This window comes from Cupriavidus gilardii (assembly GCF_013347325.1).
Taxonomy (GTDB): Bacteria; Pseudomonadota; Gammaproteobacteria; order Burkholderiales; family Burkholderiaceae; genus Cupriavidus; species Cupriavidus gilardii.
This window is the reverse complement of sequence record NZ_CP054626.1, coordinates 620,410-639,525: the sequence shown is the minus strand read 5'-3', so window position 1 is coordinate 639,525 and position 19,116 is coordinate 620,410. Positions and strand designations below refer to the sequence as shown.

The 19,116-nt window shown below is 67.7% G+C and carries 16 protein-coding genes; 11 read left to right on the top strand and 5 right to left on the bottom strand.

All coding sequences use genetic code 11. From position 1 onward, the window contains the following. The first annotated feature begins 149 nt into the window (after window positions 1–149). The 4 genes from FOB47_RS13035 (at window position 150) to FOB47_RS13020 (ending at window position 3,496) form a co-directional block, all read left to right on the top strand. The gene (locus tag FOB47_RS13035; RefSeq protein ID WP_174781269.1) at window positions 150–1,544 is read left to right on the top strand and encodes a TolC family outer membrane protein; all 1,395 of its coding nucleotides are present in this window, start codon (window positions 150–152) and stop codon (window positions 1,542–1,544) included. Window positions 1,545–1,748: 204 nt separating this feature from the next. Further along, window positions 1,749–2,033, top strand: a complete 285-nt coding sequence (locus FOB47_RS13030; RefSeq protein WP_390884810.1) for a BrnT family toxin — start codon at window positions 1,749–1,751, stop codon at window positions 2,031–2,033. Next, window positions 1,987–2,289, top strand: coding sequence for a BrnA antitoxin family protein (locus tag FOB47_RS13025; protein WP_053821192.1), 303 nt, complete (start codon window positions 1,987–1,989; stop codon window positions 2,287–2,289). Before FOB47_RS13030 ends, FOB47_RS13025 begins: the two co-directional genes overlap by 47 nt. Window positions 2,290–2,332: 43 nt before the next feature. Continuing rightward, entirely contained in the window at window positions 2,333–3,496 is a 1,164-nt protein-coding gene (locus FOB47_RS13020) for an AAA family ATPase (protein ID WP_174781267.1), read from the top strand. Window positions 3,497–3,622: 126 nt separating this feature from the next. On the opposite strand, the gene FOB47_RS13015 is transcribed toward FOB47_RS13020, so the two are convergent. From FOB47_RS13015 to FOB47_RS13000, 4 genes are all read right to left on the bottom strand, one after another. Next, entirely contained in the window at window positions 3,623–4,474 is an 852-nt protein-coding gene (locus FOB47_RS13015) for an META and DUF4377 domain-containing protein (protein ID WP_244959413.1), read from the bottom strand. 130 nt (window positions 4,475–4,604) lie between these two features. Then, window positions 4,605–6,032, bottom strand: a complete 1,428-nt coding sequence (waaA, locus tag FOB47_RS13010) for a lipid IV(A) 3-deoxy-D-manno-octulosonic acid transferase (protein ID WP_174782419.1) — start codon at window positions 6,030–6,032, stop codon at window positions 4,605–4,607. Between the two features lie 2 nt (window positions 6,033–6,034). After that, window positions 6,035–7,165 carry a lipopolysaccharide heptosyltransferase I gene (gene waaC, locus FOB47_RS13005; RefSeq protein ID WP_390884811.1) on the bottom strand — a complete coding sequence of 377 codons (1,131 nt, stop codon included), beginning with the start codon at window positions 7,163–7,165 and terminating at the stop codon, window positions 6,035–6,037. Then, complete coding sequence (locus FOB47_RS13000; protein ID WP_174781266.1) at window positions 7,146–8,531, bottom strand: phosphomannomutase/phosphoglucomutase; 1,386 nt, start codon at window positions 8,529–8,531, stop codon at window positions 7,146–7,148. The genes waaC and FOB47_RS13000 overlap by 20 nt, the downstream gene beginning before the upstream one ends. Before the next feature lie 321 nt (window positions 8,532–8,852). Here FOB47_RS13000 and FOB47_RS12995 point away from each other — a divergent pair, with 321 nt between their 5' ends. The 7 genes from FOB47_RS12995 to FOB47_RS12965 all read left to right on the top strand — a co-directional run bounded on the left by FOB47_RS12995 (window position 8,853) and on the right by FOB47_RS12965 (window position 17,145). Then, window positions 8,853–10,034: a glycosyltransferase family 4 protein gene (locus tag FOB47_RS12995; RefSeq protein ID WP_174781265.1), complete on the top strand. Its 1,182-nt coding sequence runs from the start codon at window positions 8,853–8,855 to the stop codon at window positions 10,032–10,034. Window positions 10,035–10,044: 10 nt separating this feature from the next. Continuing rightward, window positions 10,045–11,370 (top strand): exopolysaccharide biosynthesis polyprenyl glycosylphosphotransferase, encoded by a 1,326-nt coding sequence (locus tag FOB47_RS12990; RefSeq protein ID WP_053822997.1) that lies wholly within the window; start codon window positions 10,045–10,047, stop codon window positions 11,368–11,370. Between the two features lie 131 nt (window positions 11,371–11,501). Then, window positions 11,502–12,632 (top strand): glycosyltransferase, encoded by a 1,131-nt coding sequence (locus FOB47_RS12985; RefSeq protein ID WP_174782417.1) that lies wholly within the window; start codon window positions 11,502–11,504, stop codon window positions 12,630–12,632. After that, window positions 12,632–13,900 (top strand): lipopolysaccharide biosynthesis protein, encoded by a 1,269-nt coding sequence (locus tag FOB47_RS12980; protein ID WP_174781264.1) that lies wholly within the window; start codon window positions 12,632–12,634, stop codon window positions 13,898–13,900. Before FOB47_RS12985 ends, FOB47_RS12980 begins: the two co-directional genes overlap by 1 nt. Then, window positions 13,890–15,011: a glycosyltransferase family 4 protein gene (locus tag FOB47_RS12975; protein ID WP_174781263.1), complete on the top strand. Its 1,122-nt coding sequence runs from the start codon at window positions 13,890–13,892 to the stop codon at window positions 15,009–15,011. Before FOB47_RS12980 ends, FOB47_RS12975 begins: the two co-directional genes overlap by 11 nt. A gap of 223 nt (window positions 15,012–15,234) precedes the next feature. Continuing rightward, the gene (cysC, locus tag FOB47_RS12970; RefSeq protein WP_226994825.1) at window positions 15,235–15,825 is read left to right on the top strand and encodes an adenylyl-sulfate kinase; all 591 of its coding nucleotides are present in this window, start codon (window positions 15,235–15,237) and stop codon (window positions 15,823–15,825) included. Window positions 15,826–15,930: 105 nt separating this feature from the next. Next, entirely contained in the window at window positions 15,931–17,145 is a 1,215-nt protein-coding gene (locus FOB47_RS12965; protein WP_053821188.1) for a sulfotransferase family 2 domain-containing protein, read from the top strand. A 53-nt stretch (window positions 17,146–17,198) separates the two neighbouring features. On the opposite strand, the gene FOB47_RS12960 is transcribed toward FOB47_RS12965, so the two are convergent. Beyond that, window positions 17,199–19,106 (bottom strand): polysaccharide biosynthesis protein, encoded by a 1,908-nt coding sequence (locus tag FOB47_RS12960; protein WP_174781262.1) that lies wholly within the window; start codon window positions 19,104–19,106, stop codon window positions 17,199–17,201. Window positions 19,107–19,116: the final 10 nt, after the last annotated feature.

The following is a 19,116-nucleotide window of genomic DNA, read 5'->3' as shown; positions in this document are numbered from 1 at the left end:
GTCGGCCGCGCAGCGTCCGACAAGCTGGAGACGTCATGAGGTTTGCGCTGTGTTCCGCGCGGAGTGCCGCGCATGCTGTTGCGTCGAATGGTCTATCGAATGATCTGTCGAAGGGTCGCTCGAGCGGCCGTCCCGTTGGCCTGACCGGCATGGCGCTGGCGCTGTGCCTGGCCGCCGTGATGCCCCTGCCGGCCAGCGCGGCGGACCTGCTGCAGGTCTATCGCGAAGCGCAGTCCAACGACGCCCAGTTCGCCAGCGCGCGGGCCCAGCTTGCGGCCTCGCAGGAACGGCTGCCGCAGGGCCGCGCCGGGCTGCTGCCGCAGATCAACGGCGTGGCCGGCGTCACCCGCACCAAGATCGACCAGAGCGCGCCGATCGACGCCAACCGCTTCCTGAACAACAAGAACTGGGCGCTGCAGCTGACGCAGCCGCTGTTCCGCTGGGACCGCTGGGAAACCTACAAGCAGGGCGAACTGGCCGCGCTGGCGGGGGAAGTGACTTTCAGCCAGGCGCAACTGGACCTGATCACGCGCACCGCGCAGGCGTATTTCGACGTGCTGGCCGCGCAGGACAACCTGTATCTGGCCGGCGCGCAGAAGCGTGCGATCGCCGAGCAACTGGAGCAGGCCAAGCGCAACTTCGAGGTCGGCACCGCGACGATCACCGATACCAACGATGCGCAGGCCCGCTACGACCTGGCCGTCTCGACCGAGATCGCCGCGCAGAACGAGCTCGAGGTCCGGCGCGCGACGCTGCAGCAGATCACCGGCAGGCCGGTGGACGAGCTGATGGGCCTGCGCCCTGCCGCGGATATCCCGGGACCGCAGCCGGCCGACGTCAATCTGTGGGCCCAGCAGGCCGAACAGACCAACCCGCAGGTCAGCCTGGCCCGCTACAACCTCGAGACCGCGCAGCGCGAATACAACAAGGCGCGCGCCGGCCACCTGCCGTCGGTCGATCTGGTGGCCTCCTACGGCTATCAGGACTCGTCCGGCCTGATCCAGCAGCAGATCAACGTCGCCAGCCGCTACAACAGCGCGCAGATCGGCGTGCAGCTGACCATTCCGATCTACGCAGGCGGCCAGATCCAGTCGCGTGCACGCGAAACGCTGGCGCTGGCCGACCGTGCTGCCAGCGATCTCGAATTCGCGCGCCGCACGGCGGCGCAGAACGCGCGGCAGACCTTCTCCGGCGTGTCCAACGGACTGGCCCAGGTACGCGCACTGGAAGCGGCCGAGCGCTCGGCGCAGACCGCGGTCGAGTCGAACCGGCTCGGATACGAGGTCGGCGTGCGGATCAACATCGACGTGCTGAACGCCGAGGCCCAGCTGTTCTCGACCCGCCGCGACCTGGCCCGCGCCCGCTACGACACCATCATGAACGGCCTGCGCCTGAAGGCCGCCACCGGCTCGCTCAGCGAAGACGACCTGGTGCAGATCAACACGCTGCTGACCCTGCCGCCGGGCTCGATGTACAAGCTGCCCGAGCCGCCGAAGGCCGCCGCGCCGGCGGCGAAGCCGGCGCGCACGGCAAAGCGCGGCTAGCGCACAACGATTCACGGCCGTCGGTGCAATGCCGATGGCCGAATTTCTTCCGTTGGCGCCGCAACGGCAAAGCGGCGATCCCCCTTTCGCAATTCAATCCGCCATGGGCGTGCGCCATGGCATGTCTCCACGCGCCCAACTCCCAGGTCCTGATCTCCCCAGGCACATTTTTGTGCTACATAAATTCATCCATCCGTCGCTATAATGGCCTTGACACTGTCTTTCGACGCCGCGAAGCGCGAACGTACGCTCGCGGAACGGGGGCTGGATTTCGCCGAATGCGCGAAGGTATTTGATGGCCTTCACTTCACGCGCGCCGACCGCCGACAGGACTATGGAGAACCGCGTTTCATCTCCGTGGGAACGCTGGACCAACGCGTGGTCGTCATCGTGTGGACGCCCCGCGGCAAGACGCGACGCATCATCAGCATGAGGAAGGCAAATGCAAGAGAACAAGCGCACTACCAGGCAGCACTCGCTCGAGTCTGACGATGCGCCTGAACTGGATGCCGACTTCTTCCACGAAGCCGATCTCTACGAGGGGAAGCGCCTGGTACGCCGAGGGCGGCCCAAGCAGGCGCAAACCAAACAACATGTCTCCCTGCGGCTGTCACCCGAAGTCCTTGCCGTGTTCCGCTCCAGCGGCAAGGGCTGGCAACGCCGCGTCGATGGCGCCTTGAAGGTGTTCCTGGTCGAACACCCTCTCGAGGATGCCGACGCCGATTTCGCCATCGAACCGAACTGAATACGGATGACATCGGCATGGCGCCTGATCGGACCTCCAGCACATGATCACCACCCTCGCCATCGCCAACTACCGCTCCATCCGCGAGCTGGTGATGCCGCTGGGGCCGCTCAATGTGGTCAGCGGCCAGAACGGGACCGGCAAATCGAATCTGTATCGCGCGCTGCGGCTGCTGGCCGCGACCGCGCAAGGCGGTGTGGTGGCGGCGCTGGCGCGGGAAGGCGGCATGCAGTCGACGCTGTGGGCCGGTCCCGAAACGATCTCCCGGGCGATGCTGCGCGGCGAACAGCCGGTGCAGGGCACGGTGCGCCAGCATCCGGTGTCGCTGCGCCTAGGCTTCGCGTCGGACGAGTTTGGCTATGCGATCGAACTCGGACTGCGGCAGGCGATCGATTCGATGTTCACGCTGGACCCGGACATCAAGCGCGAAACCATCTGGCATGGCGAGGCCGCCCATCCTTCGTCGCTGCTGGTCGACCGGCGCGGCGCCGGCGTGCGGGCGCGCGATGACAAGGGGCGATGGCAAACCCTGCCGCTGCCTCTGCGCGGCTTCGACAGCATGCTGACCGAATATGCGGACCGCCGCAGCACGCCCGAGATGCTGACGGTGCGCGAGCAGGTCCGCTCATGGCGCTTCTACGATCATTTCCGTACCGATGCCGATGCGCTGGCACGCCAGCCGCAGGTCGGCACGCATACGCCGGTGCTGTCGGACGATGGCCGCGATCTGGCCGCGGCGTTGCAGACGATCCGCGAGATCGGCGATCGGGAGGCTTTGAACGAATGCATCGACGATGCGTTTCCCGGCTCGCGCATCGAGGTCGGCGCGCAGGACGGCCGGTTTGAACTGCTGCTGTGGCAGCCGGGCATGCTGCGGCCACTGCGCGCGGCGGAGCTCTCGGACGGCACGCTGCGCTATCTGCTGCTGGCCGCGGCGCTGCACACGCCGCGCCCGCCGGAACTGCTGGTGCTCAACGAACCCGAGACGAGCCTGCATGCCGATCTGCTGCCTGCGCTGGGACGCATGATCGGCAAGGCCGCGCAACGCTCGCAGGTCATCGTGGTATCGCATGCGGCCCGGCTGATCGCGGCGCTCGAGCAGCAGCCCGACAGCCAGTCGATCGTGCTGGAGAAGCAGCTGGGGCAGACGCAGGTGGCTGGCCTTGTCGATCTGCAGCGGCCGGCGTGGAGCTGGTTGCCGCGTTAGCCGGGATGCGGGCGCTGCCGCGCCCTCCTTTCCGGCGATGGAGAAGCGCACTGTGCCCCCCTCTCGCCGGCGGGCACAGTGCCGGGGGGCGTGGGATTGCGCTCCATCGGTAAATCCTGCTTGCCTTCAATTCACCGGCGTACGCCGCTGTACGTCCAGCAGCTCCCAGCGGATCGCGGACGCATCGGCCGGGGGATTGGGCACGCGGTACTCGCGCACGCGCAGCGTGTAGGCGATGCCGGGCTCGAAGTCGAGTCCTTCGATCGGTCCGTACCACAGCTGCCAGGGGGCGTTGGGATCGTCGCGGACCCGATAGCAGGTCTGCTTGCCGACGCCAGTGCATTCGACGCGCTGCGAGTCCACATAGACGGTCTTCTCGACGCCCGACGCGGCTGCCTGCGGCTGGGACTGGCCCTGCTGACCTTGCTGGCCTTCGAGACGTTCGCCGCGGCGGCCCACGCCCTCGCGTTCGACGAAATGCAGCAGATCGCCATCCGCCGTCTTCCAGATGATCTGCCGACCCGTGGAGCCCGCCGACGGCTGCGTGCCGACCGTCGTAAACGGGGATTGCATCGCCTTCAGCAGGCTGTTTTCCACCTCCACCAATGGCGGCGGGCACGCGCGGCGCGTGGTGGCGATGCGATCGAAGCGCATGCCGCTGTCGGTCTTGCCATAGCTGCCGGTCATCCGGTTGCAGCCGGCGTTGCCGGTCACCGTGCCCTGCGCCGCATCGATGCCGGCATTGAACTCGAACAGTACCGGCTCGCCGTTGTCGCCATGCGGGATCTGTTTCAGCGAGCCGTCCGGCATCTGCCAGCGCACCAGCTCCCAGCGGCTGGGGCCGCCGGGCCGGGTCTCGCTCAGGGTCGGCGTGGCCGACGGCGAATCGGGGGCCGGCGCGGTGGCGCAGCCGGTCATCGCCGCGCCCAGCAGCGCTGCTGCCGCGGCGGCGGTACCCATGCGGAAGGACAGGGACATCGGTTCGCTCCTCGGGTTGGCGGGATGCATCGCAGACGATGATGCGTCCCGAAGCAAAGAGAATGCCGGACGCGCCCACACGGGGCGCGCCTGGCAGCAAGTGTACGCAATTGGTTTGACGCGGCCGCGGTCAGCGAGTGCCTTCGCTGTGCGGCGGGGCCGATCCATCGGCCGCATGGCCAGCATGGCCAGCATGGCCGGCAGGGGTCGGCGGGGTCGGAGCCTGGGCCGGCGCCGGCAGCGCGGGCACCAGCGCCTCGACGGTACGCGCGGTGGCGCCGCGGTGTTCGCCGGCAAAGGCGCGCGCCTGTGTCTGCATGCGGGCGAGCCGTTCGCGATCGGACAGCAGCACCGCGGCGGTATGCATCAGCTGCTCGGCACTGTCAATGCGCAGGCAGGCGCCGGCGGCGATCGCATCGTCGGTGGCCTGGGCGAAGTTGAAGGTATGCGGGCCGATCAGCACCGGCGTGCCGACCGCGCAGGCCTCGATCAGGTTCTGGCCGCCCAGCGGCAACAGGCTGCCGCCGATAAAGGCGACATCCGATGCCGCGAAATACATGGCCATTTCGCCCATCGAATCGCCCAGCAGCACGTCGGCCTCGATCGGGCAATCGAGCCCGTCCTCATCCAGCGCGCTGCGGCGCTGCAGCGTGAAGCCGGTCTGCGTGACCATCGCCGCCACCGCATCGAAGCGCTGCGGGTGGCGCGGCACCAGCAGCAGCGCCGGCGGACGCTCGTCGCCCGAACCCTTGCCCCACACGTCCCCGCACAGCTTGCGCCAGCGCGACAACGCGTCGAGCAGCATCGCTTCCTCGCCCTCGCGCGTACTCGCCGCGGCCAACACCGGCCGCGTGCCGAAGGCCCGGCGCAGCCGTTGCCCGCGCTCGATCTGCTCGGCCGAAGGCTGCATGTCGAACTTCAGGTTGCCGGTCACGCGCACCGCCGCCACGCCCAGCGCGCGAAAGCGCTCGGCATCGCCCTGGGTCTGCGCCAGGACCTCGGTGAAGTCCGCATACATCGCCGCCGCGGCGCGGCCGAAGCGGGCGGTACGACGGAAGCTGCGCGGCGACAGCCGCGCATTGACCAGGTACAGCGGCACGCCGGCCAGCCGCGCGCCGCGCACCAGGTTCGGCCAGACCTCGGTCTCCATCAGCATGCCGGCCTCCGGCCGGAAATGCGCGAGGAAACGCCGCACCAGCGCCGGCACGTCGTACGGCAGGTAGCACTGCACCAGCCGCGGCGGATCGGTGGCCATCTCTGCGCCGAACAGCTCGGCGCCGGTCTGCCGGCCGGTCGGCGTCATATGGGTCAGCACGATGCGATGGCCGGGATAGGCGGCCAGCAGCCGCGCAATCAGCGGCTGCGCGGCGCGCGTCTCGCCAACCGAGACCGCATGGACCCAGATCCATGGGCCCTGCGTCGGCAGCCCCTCGTAGCGTCCGAGCCGTTCGCCGACATGCCGCAGATAGCCGGGCTCCTTGCGCGCGCGCCACGCCAGCCGGGCCAGCGCGGCCGGCAGGATCAAACCCCAGGCCAGGTTGTACAGAACACGCAACAGCATCAGCCTTCCCGTCCGAGCCCACGCACGCGGCGCGCCGCCGCATGGACCTCCTCGACCGTCGGCGTCTCGCCGTCGTCGCCGACATTGGCGATGCGCGCGGACCAATAGCCCTCGGTCTTCCAGCGCCAGGTCGCGGTATAGATTTCCACGGTCGGCCGGCACAGCGCCGCGGCGATATGCACCAGCCCCGTGTCGACGCCGACCACCAGTTCGGCGCGATTGATCAGGCCGAAGCCCTGCATCACCGTGAAGCGCGGCAGCACGCGCGAGCCCGGCACGCCGGCGGCGATGCGCTCGGCGGCCTGCCGCTCGGCCTCGTTGCCCCACGGCAGCATCACCGCCAGCCCCTCGGCGAACAGGCGCCGGCCCAGCTCATGCCAGTGTTCCAGCGGCCAGCGCTTCCTGGCGCCGGCGGTCGCATGGAAGCAGACCGCGTAGCGCGTCGGCAGATCGGACCACAGCGGATCGTTGGCATGCAGCACGCGCGCCTGGTCGCCGAAGAAGCGCGGCGGCTCGGCCGGCGCGACGCCGGTCAGCGCGGCACCGAGCAGGCGCGAGCGACGAACGGAATGGGTCTGCAGCGGGACCTGGATCGGATCGGTGTAGAACAGCCGCGCCGCCGGCTCGTAGCCCGAGCCCTGCGTCGCATTGGCCAGTCCGATCACCGGCGCCCCCGAATGGCGGCGCGCGATGCGCGAGACGACCGCGGTCTTCAGCAGTCCCTGCGTCTCGATCACCGCGTCGTAAGCGTCCTCGCGCAGCGCGCGGCGAAAGGCCGCCAGCTCGCTCCACACCGCCCCGGAGGACAGGCCCTTGCGCCAGCGCCGCAGCGCGAACGGAATCACGCGCCGCACCTGCGGCAGCAGCCGCACCAGTTCGACATAACCCTCCTCGACGACCCAGTCGATCTCGCAACCGGGCCAGCGCGCGCGCAGATCGTGCACCAGCGGCATGTTGTGCACGACGTCGCCGAGAGAAGACACCTTGACCACCAGGATGCGCGGCCGCTCCGGCATGCGCACGTCCAGCGGGCGCGGCATGCCGGCGGCCTCGATCGCCTCGGGGGCGGCGCTGTCCTGCAACGGAACTGCCGGTTCGACCGGCATCCGCTCAGAACGGCAGCTGGGCATCCGGCTTCTCGGCCAGGATCACGCGCTTGAATTCCGCCTGGATGCGGGCCAGCGCGGCGTCGTTATCGGCCTCGAAGCGCATCACCACCACCGGCGTGGTGTTCGACGGACGGGCCAGCCCGAAACCGTCGGGATATTCGACACGCACGCCATCGATCGTGATGACCTCGCGCGCGCCTTCGAACTTCGCATTGGCGCGGAGCTTGTCGAGCAGCGTGAAGGGCTCGCCCTCCGCGCACTTCAGTTGCAGCTCGGGCGTGCAGATCGAATTGGGCAGCGCGTTCAGCACGGCGCTCGGGTCGTCGTGCCGCGACAGGATTTCCAGCAGGCGGGCCCCGGTATAGAGCCCGTCGTCGAAGCCATACCAACGGTCCTTGAAGAACACGTGGCCGCTCATCTCGCCGGCGATCGGCGCGCCGGTTTCCTTCAGCTTGGCCTTGACCAGCGAATGGCCGGTTTTCCACATCAGCGGCTCGCCGCCATGCTCGCGGATCCACGGCGCCAGCTTGCCGGTGCACTTGACGTCGTAGATGATCTGCTGGCCGGGATGACGCGACAGGATCTCCTGCGCGAACAGCATCAGCTGGCGGTCGGGGAAGATGACCTGGCCGTCCTTGGTCACCACGCCGAGCCGGTCGCCGTCGCCGTCGAAGGCCAGGCCCAGTTCGTTGTCGGTCTCGCGCAGGCAGCGCATCAGGTCCTGCAGGTTCTCCAGATGCGCGGGGTCCGGATGGTGGTTCGGGAAGTTGCCATCGACGTCGCAGAACAGCTCGGTCACTTCGCAGCCCAGTGCGCGGAACAGATCGCCGACGAAGGCACCGGCCACGCCATTGCCGGCATCGAGCGCGATCTTCATCGGCCGCGCCAGCTTGACGTCGCTGGCGATGCGGTCCAGATACAGCTGGCGGATATCGACCTGCTGATAGCCGCCGGCACCGCTGGCAAAGCGCTCGTCGACGATGCGCTGGCGCAGACCCTGGATCTGCTCGCCGTAGATCGCCTTGCCGGCCAGCACCATCTTGAAGCCGTTGTAATCGGGCGGGTTATGGCTGCCGGTGACCATGATGCCCGAGGTCGCGCGGCGGCCGGCGAGCTCGATATTGGTGCCGAAGTACACCATCGGCGTGGCAACCATGCCGAGGTCGATCACGTCCATGCCGGCGGCGCGCAGGCCCTCGACCAGCGCCGACAGCAGTTCGGGCCCGGACAGGCGCCCGTCACGGCCGACGACGACCGCGGTCTCGCCGGCCTCGGCGGCGGCGGAACCGAAGGACAGGCCAATGGCACGGGCGACGTCGCGAGTCAGGGTCTTGCCGACGATGCCGCGGATGTCGTAAGCCTTGAAGATGGAGGAGTCGATTTGCATGCAGCTTCCTGGAAGTGAAGGGAGCGGGCGCCCCACCGAGGGCTTGGAGCCGGGCAGTTCGCATGCCCTGCCATGTGCCCAGAACGGCGCGCCAAAACCTGTATTTTGCCGGATTGCGATCAGGCACGGCAGTTATAATCGGTTCGGCCGGGCAGTTCGGTGTCCTGACACACGCCATCGCACGCACGATTTGCTGCGCCGCCCGCCGCCATTCCCGCCGCCATTCCGATATCGCGCCCTCCTGCCACCGTGCCCCTGTCGCCGCGCTCGTTTCCCCATTCTCCGGCGCGCCGGTCCCAGCGCCGGTCCCAGCTTCAGCCCTTGTCCCCCTCCGCCGTGCCGGCGGATCGGGAGCGGGCCGAACGGCCCCGTATCGCCTACCTGATCACCAATTCGGAGATCGGCGGCGCGCAGGCCCATGTGGCCACGCTGCTGGAGGCGCTGGGCAACCGTGTGGAAGCGCTCGTGCTGGCCGGCGGCGACGGTCCGCTGCTGCGGACTGCCGAGGCACTGGGCGCACGCGCGATCCGGCTGTCCCTGCTCGACAACGCGCTGTCGCCGCTGCGCGCGATCGCGGCGCTGCGCGAACTGATGGCGGCGCTGCGGCAGGCCGATCCGGACCTGATCCACGCGCACAGCGCCAAGGCCGGCGCGCTGGGCCGCATCGCCGGTTGGCTGCTCGGCATCCCGGTCGTCTATACCGTGCACGGCTTCGGCTTCAAGCCCGCTGCGCCGCGCCGGCAGCGGCTCGCCGCCCGCGCCGCCGAATGGCTGCTGGCCCCGCTGACCGCACGGCTGATCTGCGTGGCCCAGGCCGAGCGCGAACTGGCGCGCGGCCTGCCCCTGCCGGCGCGGCGGATCGCGGTGATCCACAACGGCATTGCGGATGTGCCGGAACGCGCTGTGCCAGGCGCGCCGATGCATCGCATCGTGATGGTTGCGCGCTTTGCCGCCCCGAAACGGCCCGATCTGCTGATCCGCGCCTTCGCCGAGCTGGCCCATGGCGATGGCGCGCTGGCCGCTTGCGAACTGGTGATCGCCGGCGATGGTCCGCTACTGCCGACGATGCGGGCGCTGGCCGAACGCCTCGCCCCCGGCCGCGTGGTGTTCAGCGGCAACGTCGCCGACGTGCCAGCGCTGCTGGCATCGGCGCAGGCCTTCGTGCTGGCCTCCGACCACGAGGGCTTTCCGCTGTCCATTCTGGAGGCGATGCGCGCCGGTCTGCCGGTCGTCGCCACCGATCTGCCCGGCATTCGCGAGCAGCTCGACGACGGACGCTGCGGCTTGCTGTGCGCGCCCGGCAGCGTGCCGGCCTTGGCCGACGCGCTGGCGCGCCTGGCCGGCGATGCCACGCTGCGGACGTCGCTGGGCACGGCCGCACGCGAACGCTGGGCGCTGCACTATGGCGTGACCGCAATGGCCGATGCGACCTGGTCGACCTACCGCGAGCATCTGCCGGCTGCCGCGCCGGCCAACGTGCCGCTCGCGCGGGACAGGGCCTGAGGGACTGCGCATGGACAAGGCATCGGGCACCGCCCGCCAAGCCCGCGTACCGCTGGCCATCCGCGCCCGCGGCTCCGAAACGATGCGCCGCGCCAGCCGTATGCTCGGCTGGGCCCTGCTCGGCCTGCTGCCTTTCGCGCTGAACATGGGGCTCGCCGAGGCAGCCCATCAGGCCGGCTATGTGACCCACGTGTTTCCGCGCACGCTGCTGTGGTCGATCGCGCCGTATCTGCTGGCCTTCGTGCTGCTGCACCGCTCGCTGCATCTGCCGGCGATGGAAGGCAACAGCCTGGTCGGCCTCGCGGCGACGCTGCCCTTCGTCGCGCTGCTGTTCGCCTTCGCCGCCTTCCAGATTCCGTACTCGCGCGGCGCGCTGCTGCTCGGCTACCTGACCACGCTCGCATGGATCTGGGCCGGCTACCGGCGCTATGTGCAGAACTACGTGCCGGTGTTCGGCTACACCGACCCCGCCGCGCTCGCGCAGCTGCAGCAGCTGCTGGCGATGCCCGGCGCGCTGCCGCCGGGACGCACCCGCTTCGAGCCGATCGGCTCGATCGAGGAAGCGGTGCACTGCGACGGCCTGATGCTCGATCGCAGCGCCGCCGCCGATCCCGAACGCACGCGGCTGCTGGCGCGCTACAAGATGAGCCACGTGCGGATCTACTCGGTCGAGCGCGTCGGCGAGATGCTGACCGGCCGGCTGGGGCTCGACCATATCGACGAGAACTTCCTCGACGATCATGCCGCGCACTATTTCTACGGCTATCTGAAGCGGATCATCGACGTTGCCGCGGTACTGTGCCTGGCCCCGTTGGCGCTGCCTGCCGCCCTGGCGGTGGCGCTGGCGATCCGCCTCGACTCGCCGGGCCCGGCGCTGTTCCGGCAGACGCGTGTCGGACTGCTCGGCAAGCCGTTCACGATGCTCAAGTTCCGCAGCATGGAAGCCGCGCCGCAGGACACCGCGCGCTTCGCCGCCCGGCGCGATCCGCGCGTGACCCGCGTCGGCCGCGTGATCCGCAAATACCGGCTCGACGAGATTCCGCAGCTGTGGAACGTGCTGACCGGCGACATGAGCCTGATCGGCCCCCGTCCCGAGCAGGTGCCGATGGTCGATCGCTTTGCCGACACGATCCCCTACTACCCGTACCGGCACTTGGTGCGGCCGGGGCTGTCGGGCTGGGCGCAGGTCCAGCAGGGCTATGCGGGCACGCATGAAGAGACCGTGACCAAGCTCAGCTACGACCTGTATTACGTCAAGCATTGCAGCTTCGCGCTGGATTTGCTGGTGGCGGTGAAGACGGTGCGGACGCTGCTGACCGGGTATGGAGCGCGGTGATGCAGGCGCATGAGCGCGGCGTGGCGCCGGTGCGTGGCCTGTCGGCAGATGCGCCCGAATCGTTGGGTTCGACGGCATTGCCGTTCGCGTCGGCCTCCTCCATGGAACTGCCGCAGTTACCGCGCTCGCCGATGCGCATTCTGCTGCTGACCACCGGCCTGCGCCTTGGCGGCGCAGAGCAGCAGGTCGCCGCGCTCGCGCGCCGCTTCGATGCACTGGGCCACGCGGTCGCCGTAGTCAGCCTGACGCCGGGATGCGAGGTGGCACTGCCGCCCGGCATCGATACATTGAACCTCGCCATGCGCAAATCGCCGTGGTCGATGGCGCGGGCGCTGCGGCAGATGCGCCGTTTCATCCAACACTGGCGGCCGGACGTCATTCACGCGCACATGGTCCATGCCAACCTGTTCGGCCGCGCCCTGATCGCAACCGGTCCGGCGCGCACCATGCCGCCGCTGGTCTGCACCGCGCACAGCGCGCGCGAGGGCGGCATGGCGCGCATGCTGGCCTATCGGCTGACCGATCGCTGGGCTGGACTGACCACGCATGTCAGCGCCGAAGGCCGGGAAAGAATGATTACGGCTGGTGCGGTGCCGGCGGGGCGCATCGTGGTGCTGCCCAATGGCATCGATACCGCACGGTTCCGGCCCGATGGCACGGCGCGGGCTGAGACCCGCGCGGCGCTGGGCCTCGATGCGGCCACACCGCTGCTGCTTCATGTCGGACGACTCGTCCCCGAGAAGAACCAGGCTTTGCTGCTGGAGGCATTTGCCCGCCTGCCGTCGTCGCTTGCTTCCGCACGACTGCTGATCGCGGGCGACGGCTCCGAACGCGCCGCGCTGGAATACCGCATTGCGGCCCTTTCCCTCGGCGACCGCGTCCGTCTGCTCGGCACGCGCGCCGACATCCCGGCCCTGCTCAATGCAGCGGACGTGTTTGCGCTGTCGTCCGACATCGAAGGCATGCCGCTGGTCGTCGGCGAAGCGATGGCCTGCGGCTGCCCGGTGGTGGCGACCGATGCGGCCGGTGTCGCGCAGATGGTCGACGGCTTTGGCCAGGTCGTACCGCGCGGCGATGCCGACGCGCTGGCAGCCGCCCTCGCTCGCGCCCTGCGCGACGGACGCGGCGACATCGCACAGCAGGCGGCAAGGCACAGCCATATCGCGGATTCGCTCGGCCTCGAGGCCATCTCGGACCAATGGCTGGCCCGCTACGCCGCGCTTGCCGCTGCAAAGGCCCACGCACGCATGGGGACCGCCTGATGCGCAGACGGGTCGCCGGCAACCTGCTGTGGATGCTGACCGAGCGCGGGCTGCAGGTCGTCACCGGCATCGCGATCGTCGCGATGCTGGCGCGCGCGCTCGGCCCCGAAGGCTTCGCGCATTTCCAGTATGCCCAGGCCGTGGTCACGATTGCGGCATCGGTCGCGTTGATCTGCGGCAGCGAAGTCGTGGTGCCGCGGCTGGTCGCCGATCCTGCCAGCGCGGCGCAGCATCGCCTGCTCGCGCATGCCTTCATGCTGCGCGCGTTCGGCGGCCTGCTCGGCTATGCGCTGATGTGCGGCTATCTGGCCGTGGCAGGCGCCGCCCCCGAAGTCTGGGCCGTGGCACTGCTGCTCGGCACCGCGATCCTGCTGCGCGAGCCGTTTGGCGTGGTCGGTGCCTGGATGCAGGCGCATACCAACAACCGGCCAGCCACCGTGTTCAGCCTGATTTCGCTGACCATCAAGGCCGGCATGGTCGGGCTGCTGTTCACCGCCGGCAGCCGCGCCGCACCGGCCTTCGCCAGCGCCTTCGCCGTCGAGGCGGTGGTGCTGGCGCTGCTGCTCGCCGGCTACTACCTGAGCCGCGTCCCGCACCGGCGCATCGCGGTCGATTCGGCGCTGGCGGGGCAATTGCTGCGGGGCGGCACGCTGTTCTGGGCCAGCTTCATGATGATGATGGCCGCGCGCCGCGTCGATCAGCTGATCCTGCAGCCGCTGGTGCCGCTCGCCGACTTCGGCGCCTATGCCGCGACGATGCAGATCCTCGACAACTACGCCGCGGCGGCCACCATCATCGCGGCCGGTGCCGCGCCGGTCTATGTCTACGGGCAAGCGGATGCCGCTCTCGCCCGCCGCAACGTCGGCCTTCTTGCGGTGCTGCTCGGGGTGGTCGGCTTCGCGGGCGCGGCGGTGATTGCCGGTACGGCGGACTGGATCATTCACCTGCTGTACGGCGAGCAATTCGGCACCGCGATCGGGCTGCTGCGGGTCGCGGCGTTCGCCACCGCGCTGCTGTTCGTCGATGTCGGCCTGACCCTGCTGCCGGTCTATCTGCGCAAGCCCGAATGGGTCGCGCTCAAATGGGCCGGCACGCTGGCGATAATCCTGGTATTCGACCTGATCGCGGTGCCGCGCCATGGCATCTGGGGCGCGGTCGGCGGCTATGCGCTCGCCAACGGCTTCGCGGTAGTGATCGGACTCGCGCTGTGGTGGCGTTGCCGCACGGCTCGTCCCGTGCAAACGACCATGGCGGCCCATGAGCGCTAAGCCTACCCTCTGCTTTCTGACCGGAACACTGAACGCGTTCGCCGGCGCCGAACGGATGACGGCGGTGATCGCCAACGAGCTGGCGCGGCGCGGGTACACCGTCCATATCCTCAGTCTGTGGGACGCCGCCAGCTGTTTTGACCTCGAACCGGCGGTGCGGCACGACGCGCTGTTCGCACAGCGGCCTTCGTTCAAGACGCGCTACTTGTCGACCGTCTTCGGCATTCGTCGGTATCTGAAGCGGCATCGGATCGATGTGCTGATCGAAGTCGATACGATGCTGACGTTGTTTACGCTGCCGGCATGCGCGGGGCTCCGCGTACGGCGCATTGCGTGGGAACACTGCAACTTCGATCAGGATCTCGGACGGCACGCGCGGCGCGCCGCTCGGCGGCTTGCGGTTCGCACTTGCGAGCGTGTCGTGGTGCTGACGCAGCGGGATCGCGAGAAATGGGAGCGGGCGCTTGGGGCGCGCAATGTGGTGGCCATTCCGAATGCGTTGCCGTTCGCGATGCCTGCAAAGCCGGCGGAAAGAAACTCGAAGCTCGCGCTCGCCGTCGGGCGGTTGACGCATGCCAAAGGCTTCGATGTGCTGTTGCACGCCTGGAAGATGGTCGCGCGCGAGCATCCGGATTGGCGGCTGGATATCGTTGGCGATGGGGAACTGCACGACGCGCTGATGAACTTGCGGAACGAGCTCGACTTGTCGGCGAGCGTTCGGCTACTGCCCGCGCGCCGGGATTTGTCGGAGCTGTATCGCGGCGCATCGTTGTTCTGCCTGTCGTCCCGCTATGAAGGCTTCGGCCTGGTACTGGTCGAGGCGATGGCCTATGGCCTGCCCGTCGTGGCGACCGATTGCGAGACAGGTCCGGGAGAGGTACTGGGAGCCGTGGCGCACGGGGCGCTGGTCCCCGTTGACGACGCCGATGCGCTGGCGCGCGCGATTTGCCGAACCATCGCGCATCCGGACATGGCGGCCCGAATGGCAAAACACGGAATCGAGCGGGCGAAAAATTACGAGGCAGACAGGATTGCGACGGCCTGGCTTCCGCTGCTCGAACGAACCGAAATAGCGCGCGCACACCAAAGCAGAGTCAAACCTCGATCCTGATATTCGCGTGCTAACATTCGAATCCAGAAAATAAGCAGTATCGAGTCCCTCGGCAACGCAGTTGTTTAAATCTGCATTGCACAGCAATTAACACGGCAATAGGAGCGGCCATCCGGCGCGTTTTTATCGGAGCTCCTGTCTTTCCGGCTGTCGGAACGACGCGCTCGGACCGCATTGCGCAGATTCGCCGGTATTGGCCCGGTCAGCCAGCGCCAAGTCAACGATGACGAAGGAAGCTCGCCCATCGCCCGATGTCAAGGCGGTCGATGCTCCACCGCCCACGCGTTCCTACCCGATCACGCTCTGGCTGACCGGCCTGAGTGGGGCCGGCAAAACGACGCTTGCCAGGAACCTGCAGCGATGGCTGTACGACCGTGGCATCACGGCCTTGCGCGTGGACGGCGACGAGCTGCGCGCCGGACTGACCAGCGATCTCGGATTTTCCGCGGAAGAGCGCCACGCCAATGTCCGGCGCGCTGCGCATATGGCGAAGCTGCTGAACGATCAGGGCGTACTGGTTCTGGCTTCGCTGATCTCGCCTGCCGCGCGCGATCGTGAAGCGGCGCGGGAAATCGTGGGTGCGGATCGATTTGCCGAAGTGTACGTTCACGCGGATCTGGAGCGCTGCCGGCAACGCGATCCCAAGGGCCTCTATCGCAAGGTCGCCAGCGGAGACATCGCGCAATTCACCGGCATCAGCGCACCGTACGAGCCTCCGGTCGCCCCGGACCTGACCGTGGACACCACCACCACAAAGGTCGAGGAATGCGTCGAAGTGCTGGCCGCTTTCCTGGACGGTCGTCTTTCCCGCTAGACGAAGTCCATCCATGCCTGCCGATGAGGAAAGCGTTGCCGATTCGCCGAAACTCGCCAATGCCGGGCGCTAACAAAATCCTTCGCGCATCCCTGGATGCCCATCATGCACGCACCGATCTTTTTCATTCATCCGCCCAAGAGCGGCGGTTCTACCGTCATTTCCTTCTTCGAGCTGAATCGAGGTGAACGCCAGTTTGTTCATTTTGAATGGGACCGGGATCCGGAATGGCGTACCAGCCTGGGACGATTGGTGAAAACCGGAGTAGGCGGCGGCCATCATCCGTTCGGCATGCACCGGTTGCTGAAAAAGCCGCTGGCCTATTGCACCATTCTGCGCGATCCGCTGGCGCGGCAGATTTCGCACTACTGGTATGCCTTCAATGGCAAGAACGGCGAGGTCGAACGCGGCGCCAGCGTATCGACGGTAGAAGCCATGGTCCGGCGCGGCGAGATTTCGCTCGACGAATGGGTGGCCGGATCGTACGCCGGCAAGAATCTGTACGTTCATATGCTCAGCGGCGATCCGGCATTGAACGAGCACAGCCTCGACCTGGCCCGATATAACCTGCGCCACCATATCCCGGTCGCCGGACTGTGCGAGGACATGAGTGCGTTTCTGTTGAGATTGTGCGGAAGGACAGGCTTTGGCCTGCCCTTCTACGCTGAAACCAACGTGACCAACATCTCGGGCAGCCGCAAGCAACAGCTCAGCGAGTCGGCGCGCGAAAAATTCCTGGCGGACAATGCGTGGGACTACGCGCTGTACCGGGATGTCCGCGAGTCGAACGACCGCGACAAGGCCGCTGGCGGCGAGCTGTTCGACAAGGCATTGGCCCTGGTCCGGACCGTACAGGCGGAACTGAACAAGGTCGAGAATCCGCACGAACATGCGTCGATGATCTTCGGCTACGACCACGCGCACCTCGGCAAGCTGCGCGATATCGCGCTGAGTTTCGACCTTGCCCCGATCCGCGACTATATCGAGCATAGCCAGCGATCCATCGCCGCGCCCGCGGACATCTACGAGGGCTTCGTCGACGCCGTGGGGGAGAACATGGTCAGCGGCTGGGCAATCAATCTGACCCGGCCAGACCGGCCGGTTTCCATCGAAGTATGGAGCGGGAACGAGGTGGTAGCGGCCGGAACGACTGGCGGGCCGCGTCCAGATGTCGCTGCCGCGGGCTATGGCAGCAGCAACACCGGCTTCTCCATCGCGCTCCCGCCGCTGCACGGTACGGCGTTCCGCGTGGCAATCGCGGGCGCCGGCGACCCGCTAGGAAATGCAGGTCCTTGGCGCCAGGGGTGGCATATCGGCTAACGCCACCGCCGCCTGCCAGCTGCGGGCGGCGGCACGCGCCGCGGGCAGCCTGTTCAGCCCGTCCTGGACCACGACCGCTCGGGCACCGGCTGCAATGTCGGCCGTACGCTGGGCGTATATTCGACGATCCAGCGGCGCAGGTCGCGTCGCACCTCGTCATCGGAAGGAATGCGCCGCTGCATCAGCCACGGCAGCACCTCGCTGAGCAGCTCCTCCGGCACCTCCCGCGCCCGGGCAATACGCAGCTTGTCGTGGGGCGTTGGACGGGTGGTCTCGTCATCCATCAGCAACTCTTCGTACAGCTTCTCGCCGGGCCGCAGGCCCGTATAGACGATCCGGATCTGGTTCTCGTCGAAGCCATACAAGCGAATCAGGTCGCGCGCCAGGTCGGCGATCTTGACCGGTTGCCCCATGTCGAGCAGGAAGATCTCTCCGCCCTCGCCCATGCTGGACGCCTGCAGCACCAGCTGGGCTGCCTCCGGAATCGTCATGAAATACCGGATGATCTCAGGGTGCGTGACGGTAACGGGACCACCGCGGGCAATCTGCTGCTGGAATTTCGGAATCACGCTGCCGGCGCTGCCGAGCACGTTGCCGAAACGGACCGTTTCCAGCTGGGTCGTCGAGGTCGTCTGCTGCAGCGCCTGGCAGACCATTTCCGCAAGGCGCTTGGAGGCACCCATCACGTTGGTCGGATTGACAGCCTTGTCCGTGGAGATCAGCACGAAGCGCCGGACTCCGTGGTCGATCGCGGCACGCGCCACGCGGTAGGTGCCCAGCGTGTTGTTTCGGACCGCCTGCCAGGTGTTGAGCTCCTCCATCATCGGAACGTGCTTGTACGCGGCAGCGTGGTAGACGATGTAGGGAGCGAAGCGCCGCATCGTCTGCTCCAGCAGTAGCGTGTCCTTGACGTCTCCGACCACCGAAATCACATTGAGCCGCGGGAAGTGCTCGTGCAATTCCTCCGCGAGTCGGTAACTGGCGAATTCCGAGATCTCATAGGCGATCAGCGTGGCCGGGTGGAACCGCGCAATCTGGCGGCAAAGTTCCGAACCGATCGAGCCGCCTGCGCCGGTGACCATGACGGCCCTGCCTTCGAGCAACTGCGCGATGTGCGGCGTGTCGATCGTCACCTCTTCGCGGCCCAGCAGGTCCTCCAGGTCGATCTGCCGCACGCGCGACATGAACGGCTGACCCTGGGTCAGCGGCGTCAGCGCCGGCAGCACCAGCGCACGGACATTGGCGCGTACGCACAGGCGCGCCACGCGCCGATGAATCGGGGCGGGTGCCGACGGCATCGCGATGATCACGTGCTCGATCTTGTGGCGCTCCGCCACTTCCTTCAGATCGCTGATGCGGCCGAGCACCTTGTAGCCATGGATCTCGCGCCCGAGCTTGCGCTCGTCGTCATCGAGCAAGCCGACCAGCCGCCATTGCGGCGACCGGCGCAATTCCCGAGCCAGGCTGGCGCCGGCCTCCCCGGCCCCCAGCAGCAACACCGGCTTGCCTTGGCCAATCAAGCCGCCATAGCGGTAAAACTCCTTGGTGGCACGATACGCCGCCCGGCTTCCGCCCATGATGAAGAACAGCATCACCGGCATCAGCAGCAGCACCGAGCGCGGGATCGGCGGCGACGGTTGCAGCATCGTGGACGCGACGGTCACGACGATGGCACCCGCGACGATCGCCTTGGCGATGCGGAACAGGTCGGGCAGGCTCGCGAACACCCACATGCCAAGATAGAGGCCGAATACGCGGAACATCACCGCGTACACCGGCACGACCCACGCGATTGCGGTCAACCCGCTCTCGCGGAAATCGTCCGGCGGCATGCCGTTGAAACGGATCACGTAGCAAAGGAGCCACGCAACGGCCACGGAACCGACATCGAAGGCGAACGCGGCCAGCGACAACCAGCGCGCACCCACGCGTGAGGCTTTGAGAATCGGCATCTTGGACATCTCTCGGTAA

Excerpts from the sequence above, each read along its gene's own strand:
- FOB47_RS13035 (WP_174781269.1), top strand. The coding sequence starts at position 150 with ATGGCGCTGGCGCTGTGCCTGGCCGCCGTGATGCCCCTGCCGGCCAGC.
- FOB47_RS13030 (WP_390884810.1), top strand. The coding sequence starts at position 1,749 with ATGGCCTTGACACTGTCTTTCGACGCCGCGAAGCGCGAACGTACGCTC.
- FOB47_RS13025 (WP_053821192.1), top strand. The coding sequence starts at position 1,987 with ATGCAAGAGAACAAGCGCACTACCAGGCAGCACTCGCTCGAGTCTGAC.
- FOB47_RS13020 (WP_174781267.1), top strand. The coding sequence starts at position 2,333 with ATGATCACCACCCTCGCCATCGCCAACTACCGCTCCATCCGCGAGCTG.
- FOB47_RS13015 (WP_244959413.1), bottom strand. The coding sequence starts at position 4,474 with ATGTCCCTGTCCTTCCGCATGGGTACCGCCGCCGCGGCAGCAGCGCTG.
- waaC (WP_390884811.1), bottom strand. The coding sequence starts at position 7,165 with ATGCCCAGCTGCCGTTCTGAGCGGATGCCGGTCGAACCGGCAGTTCCG.
- FOB47_RS13000 (WP_174781266.1), bottom strand. The coding sequence starts at position 8,531 with ATGCAAATCGACTCCTCCATCTTCAAGGCTTACGACATCCGCGGCATC.
- FOB47_RS12990 (WP_053822997.1), top strand. The coding sequence starts at position 10,045 with ATGGACAAGGCATCGGGCACCGCCCGCCAAGCCCGCGTACCGCTGGCC.
- FOB47_RS12985 (WP_174782417.1), top strand. The coding sequence starts at position 11,502 with ATGCGCATTCTGCTGCTGACCACCGGCCTGCGCCTTGGCGGCGCAGAG.
- FOB47_RS12980 (WP_174781264.1), top strand. The coding sequence starts at position 12,632 with ATGCGCAGACGGGTCGCCGGCAACCTGCTGTGGATGCTGACCGAGCGC.
- FOB47_RS12975 (WP_174781263.1), top strand. The coding sequence starts at position 13,890 with ATGAGCGCTAAGCCTACCCTCTGCTTTCTGACCGGAACACTGAACGCG.
- cysC (WP_226994825.1), top strand. The coding sequence starts at position 15,235 with ATGACGAAGGAAGCTCGCCCATCGCCCGATGTCAAGGCGGTCGATGCT.
- FOB47_RS12965 (WP_053821188.1), top strand. The coding sequence starts at position 15,931 with ATGCACGCACCGATCTTTTTCATTCATCCGCCCAAGAGCGGCGGTTCT.
- FOB47_RS12960 (WP_174781262.1), bottom strand. The coding sequence starts at position 19,106 with ATGTCCAAGATGCCGATTCTCAAAGCCTCACGCGTGGGTGCGCGCTGG.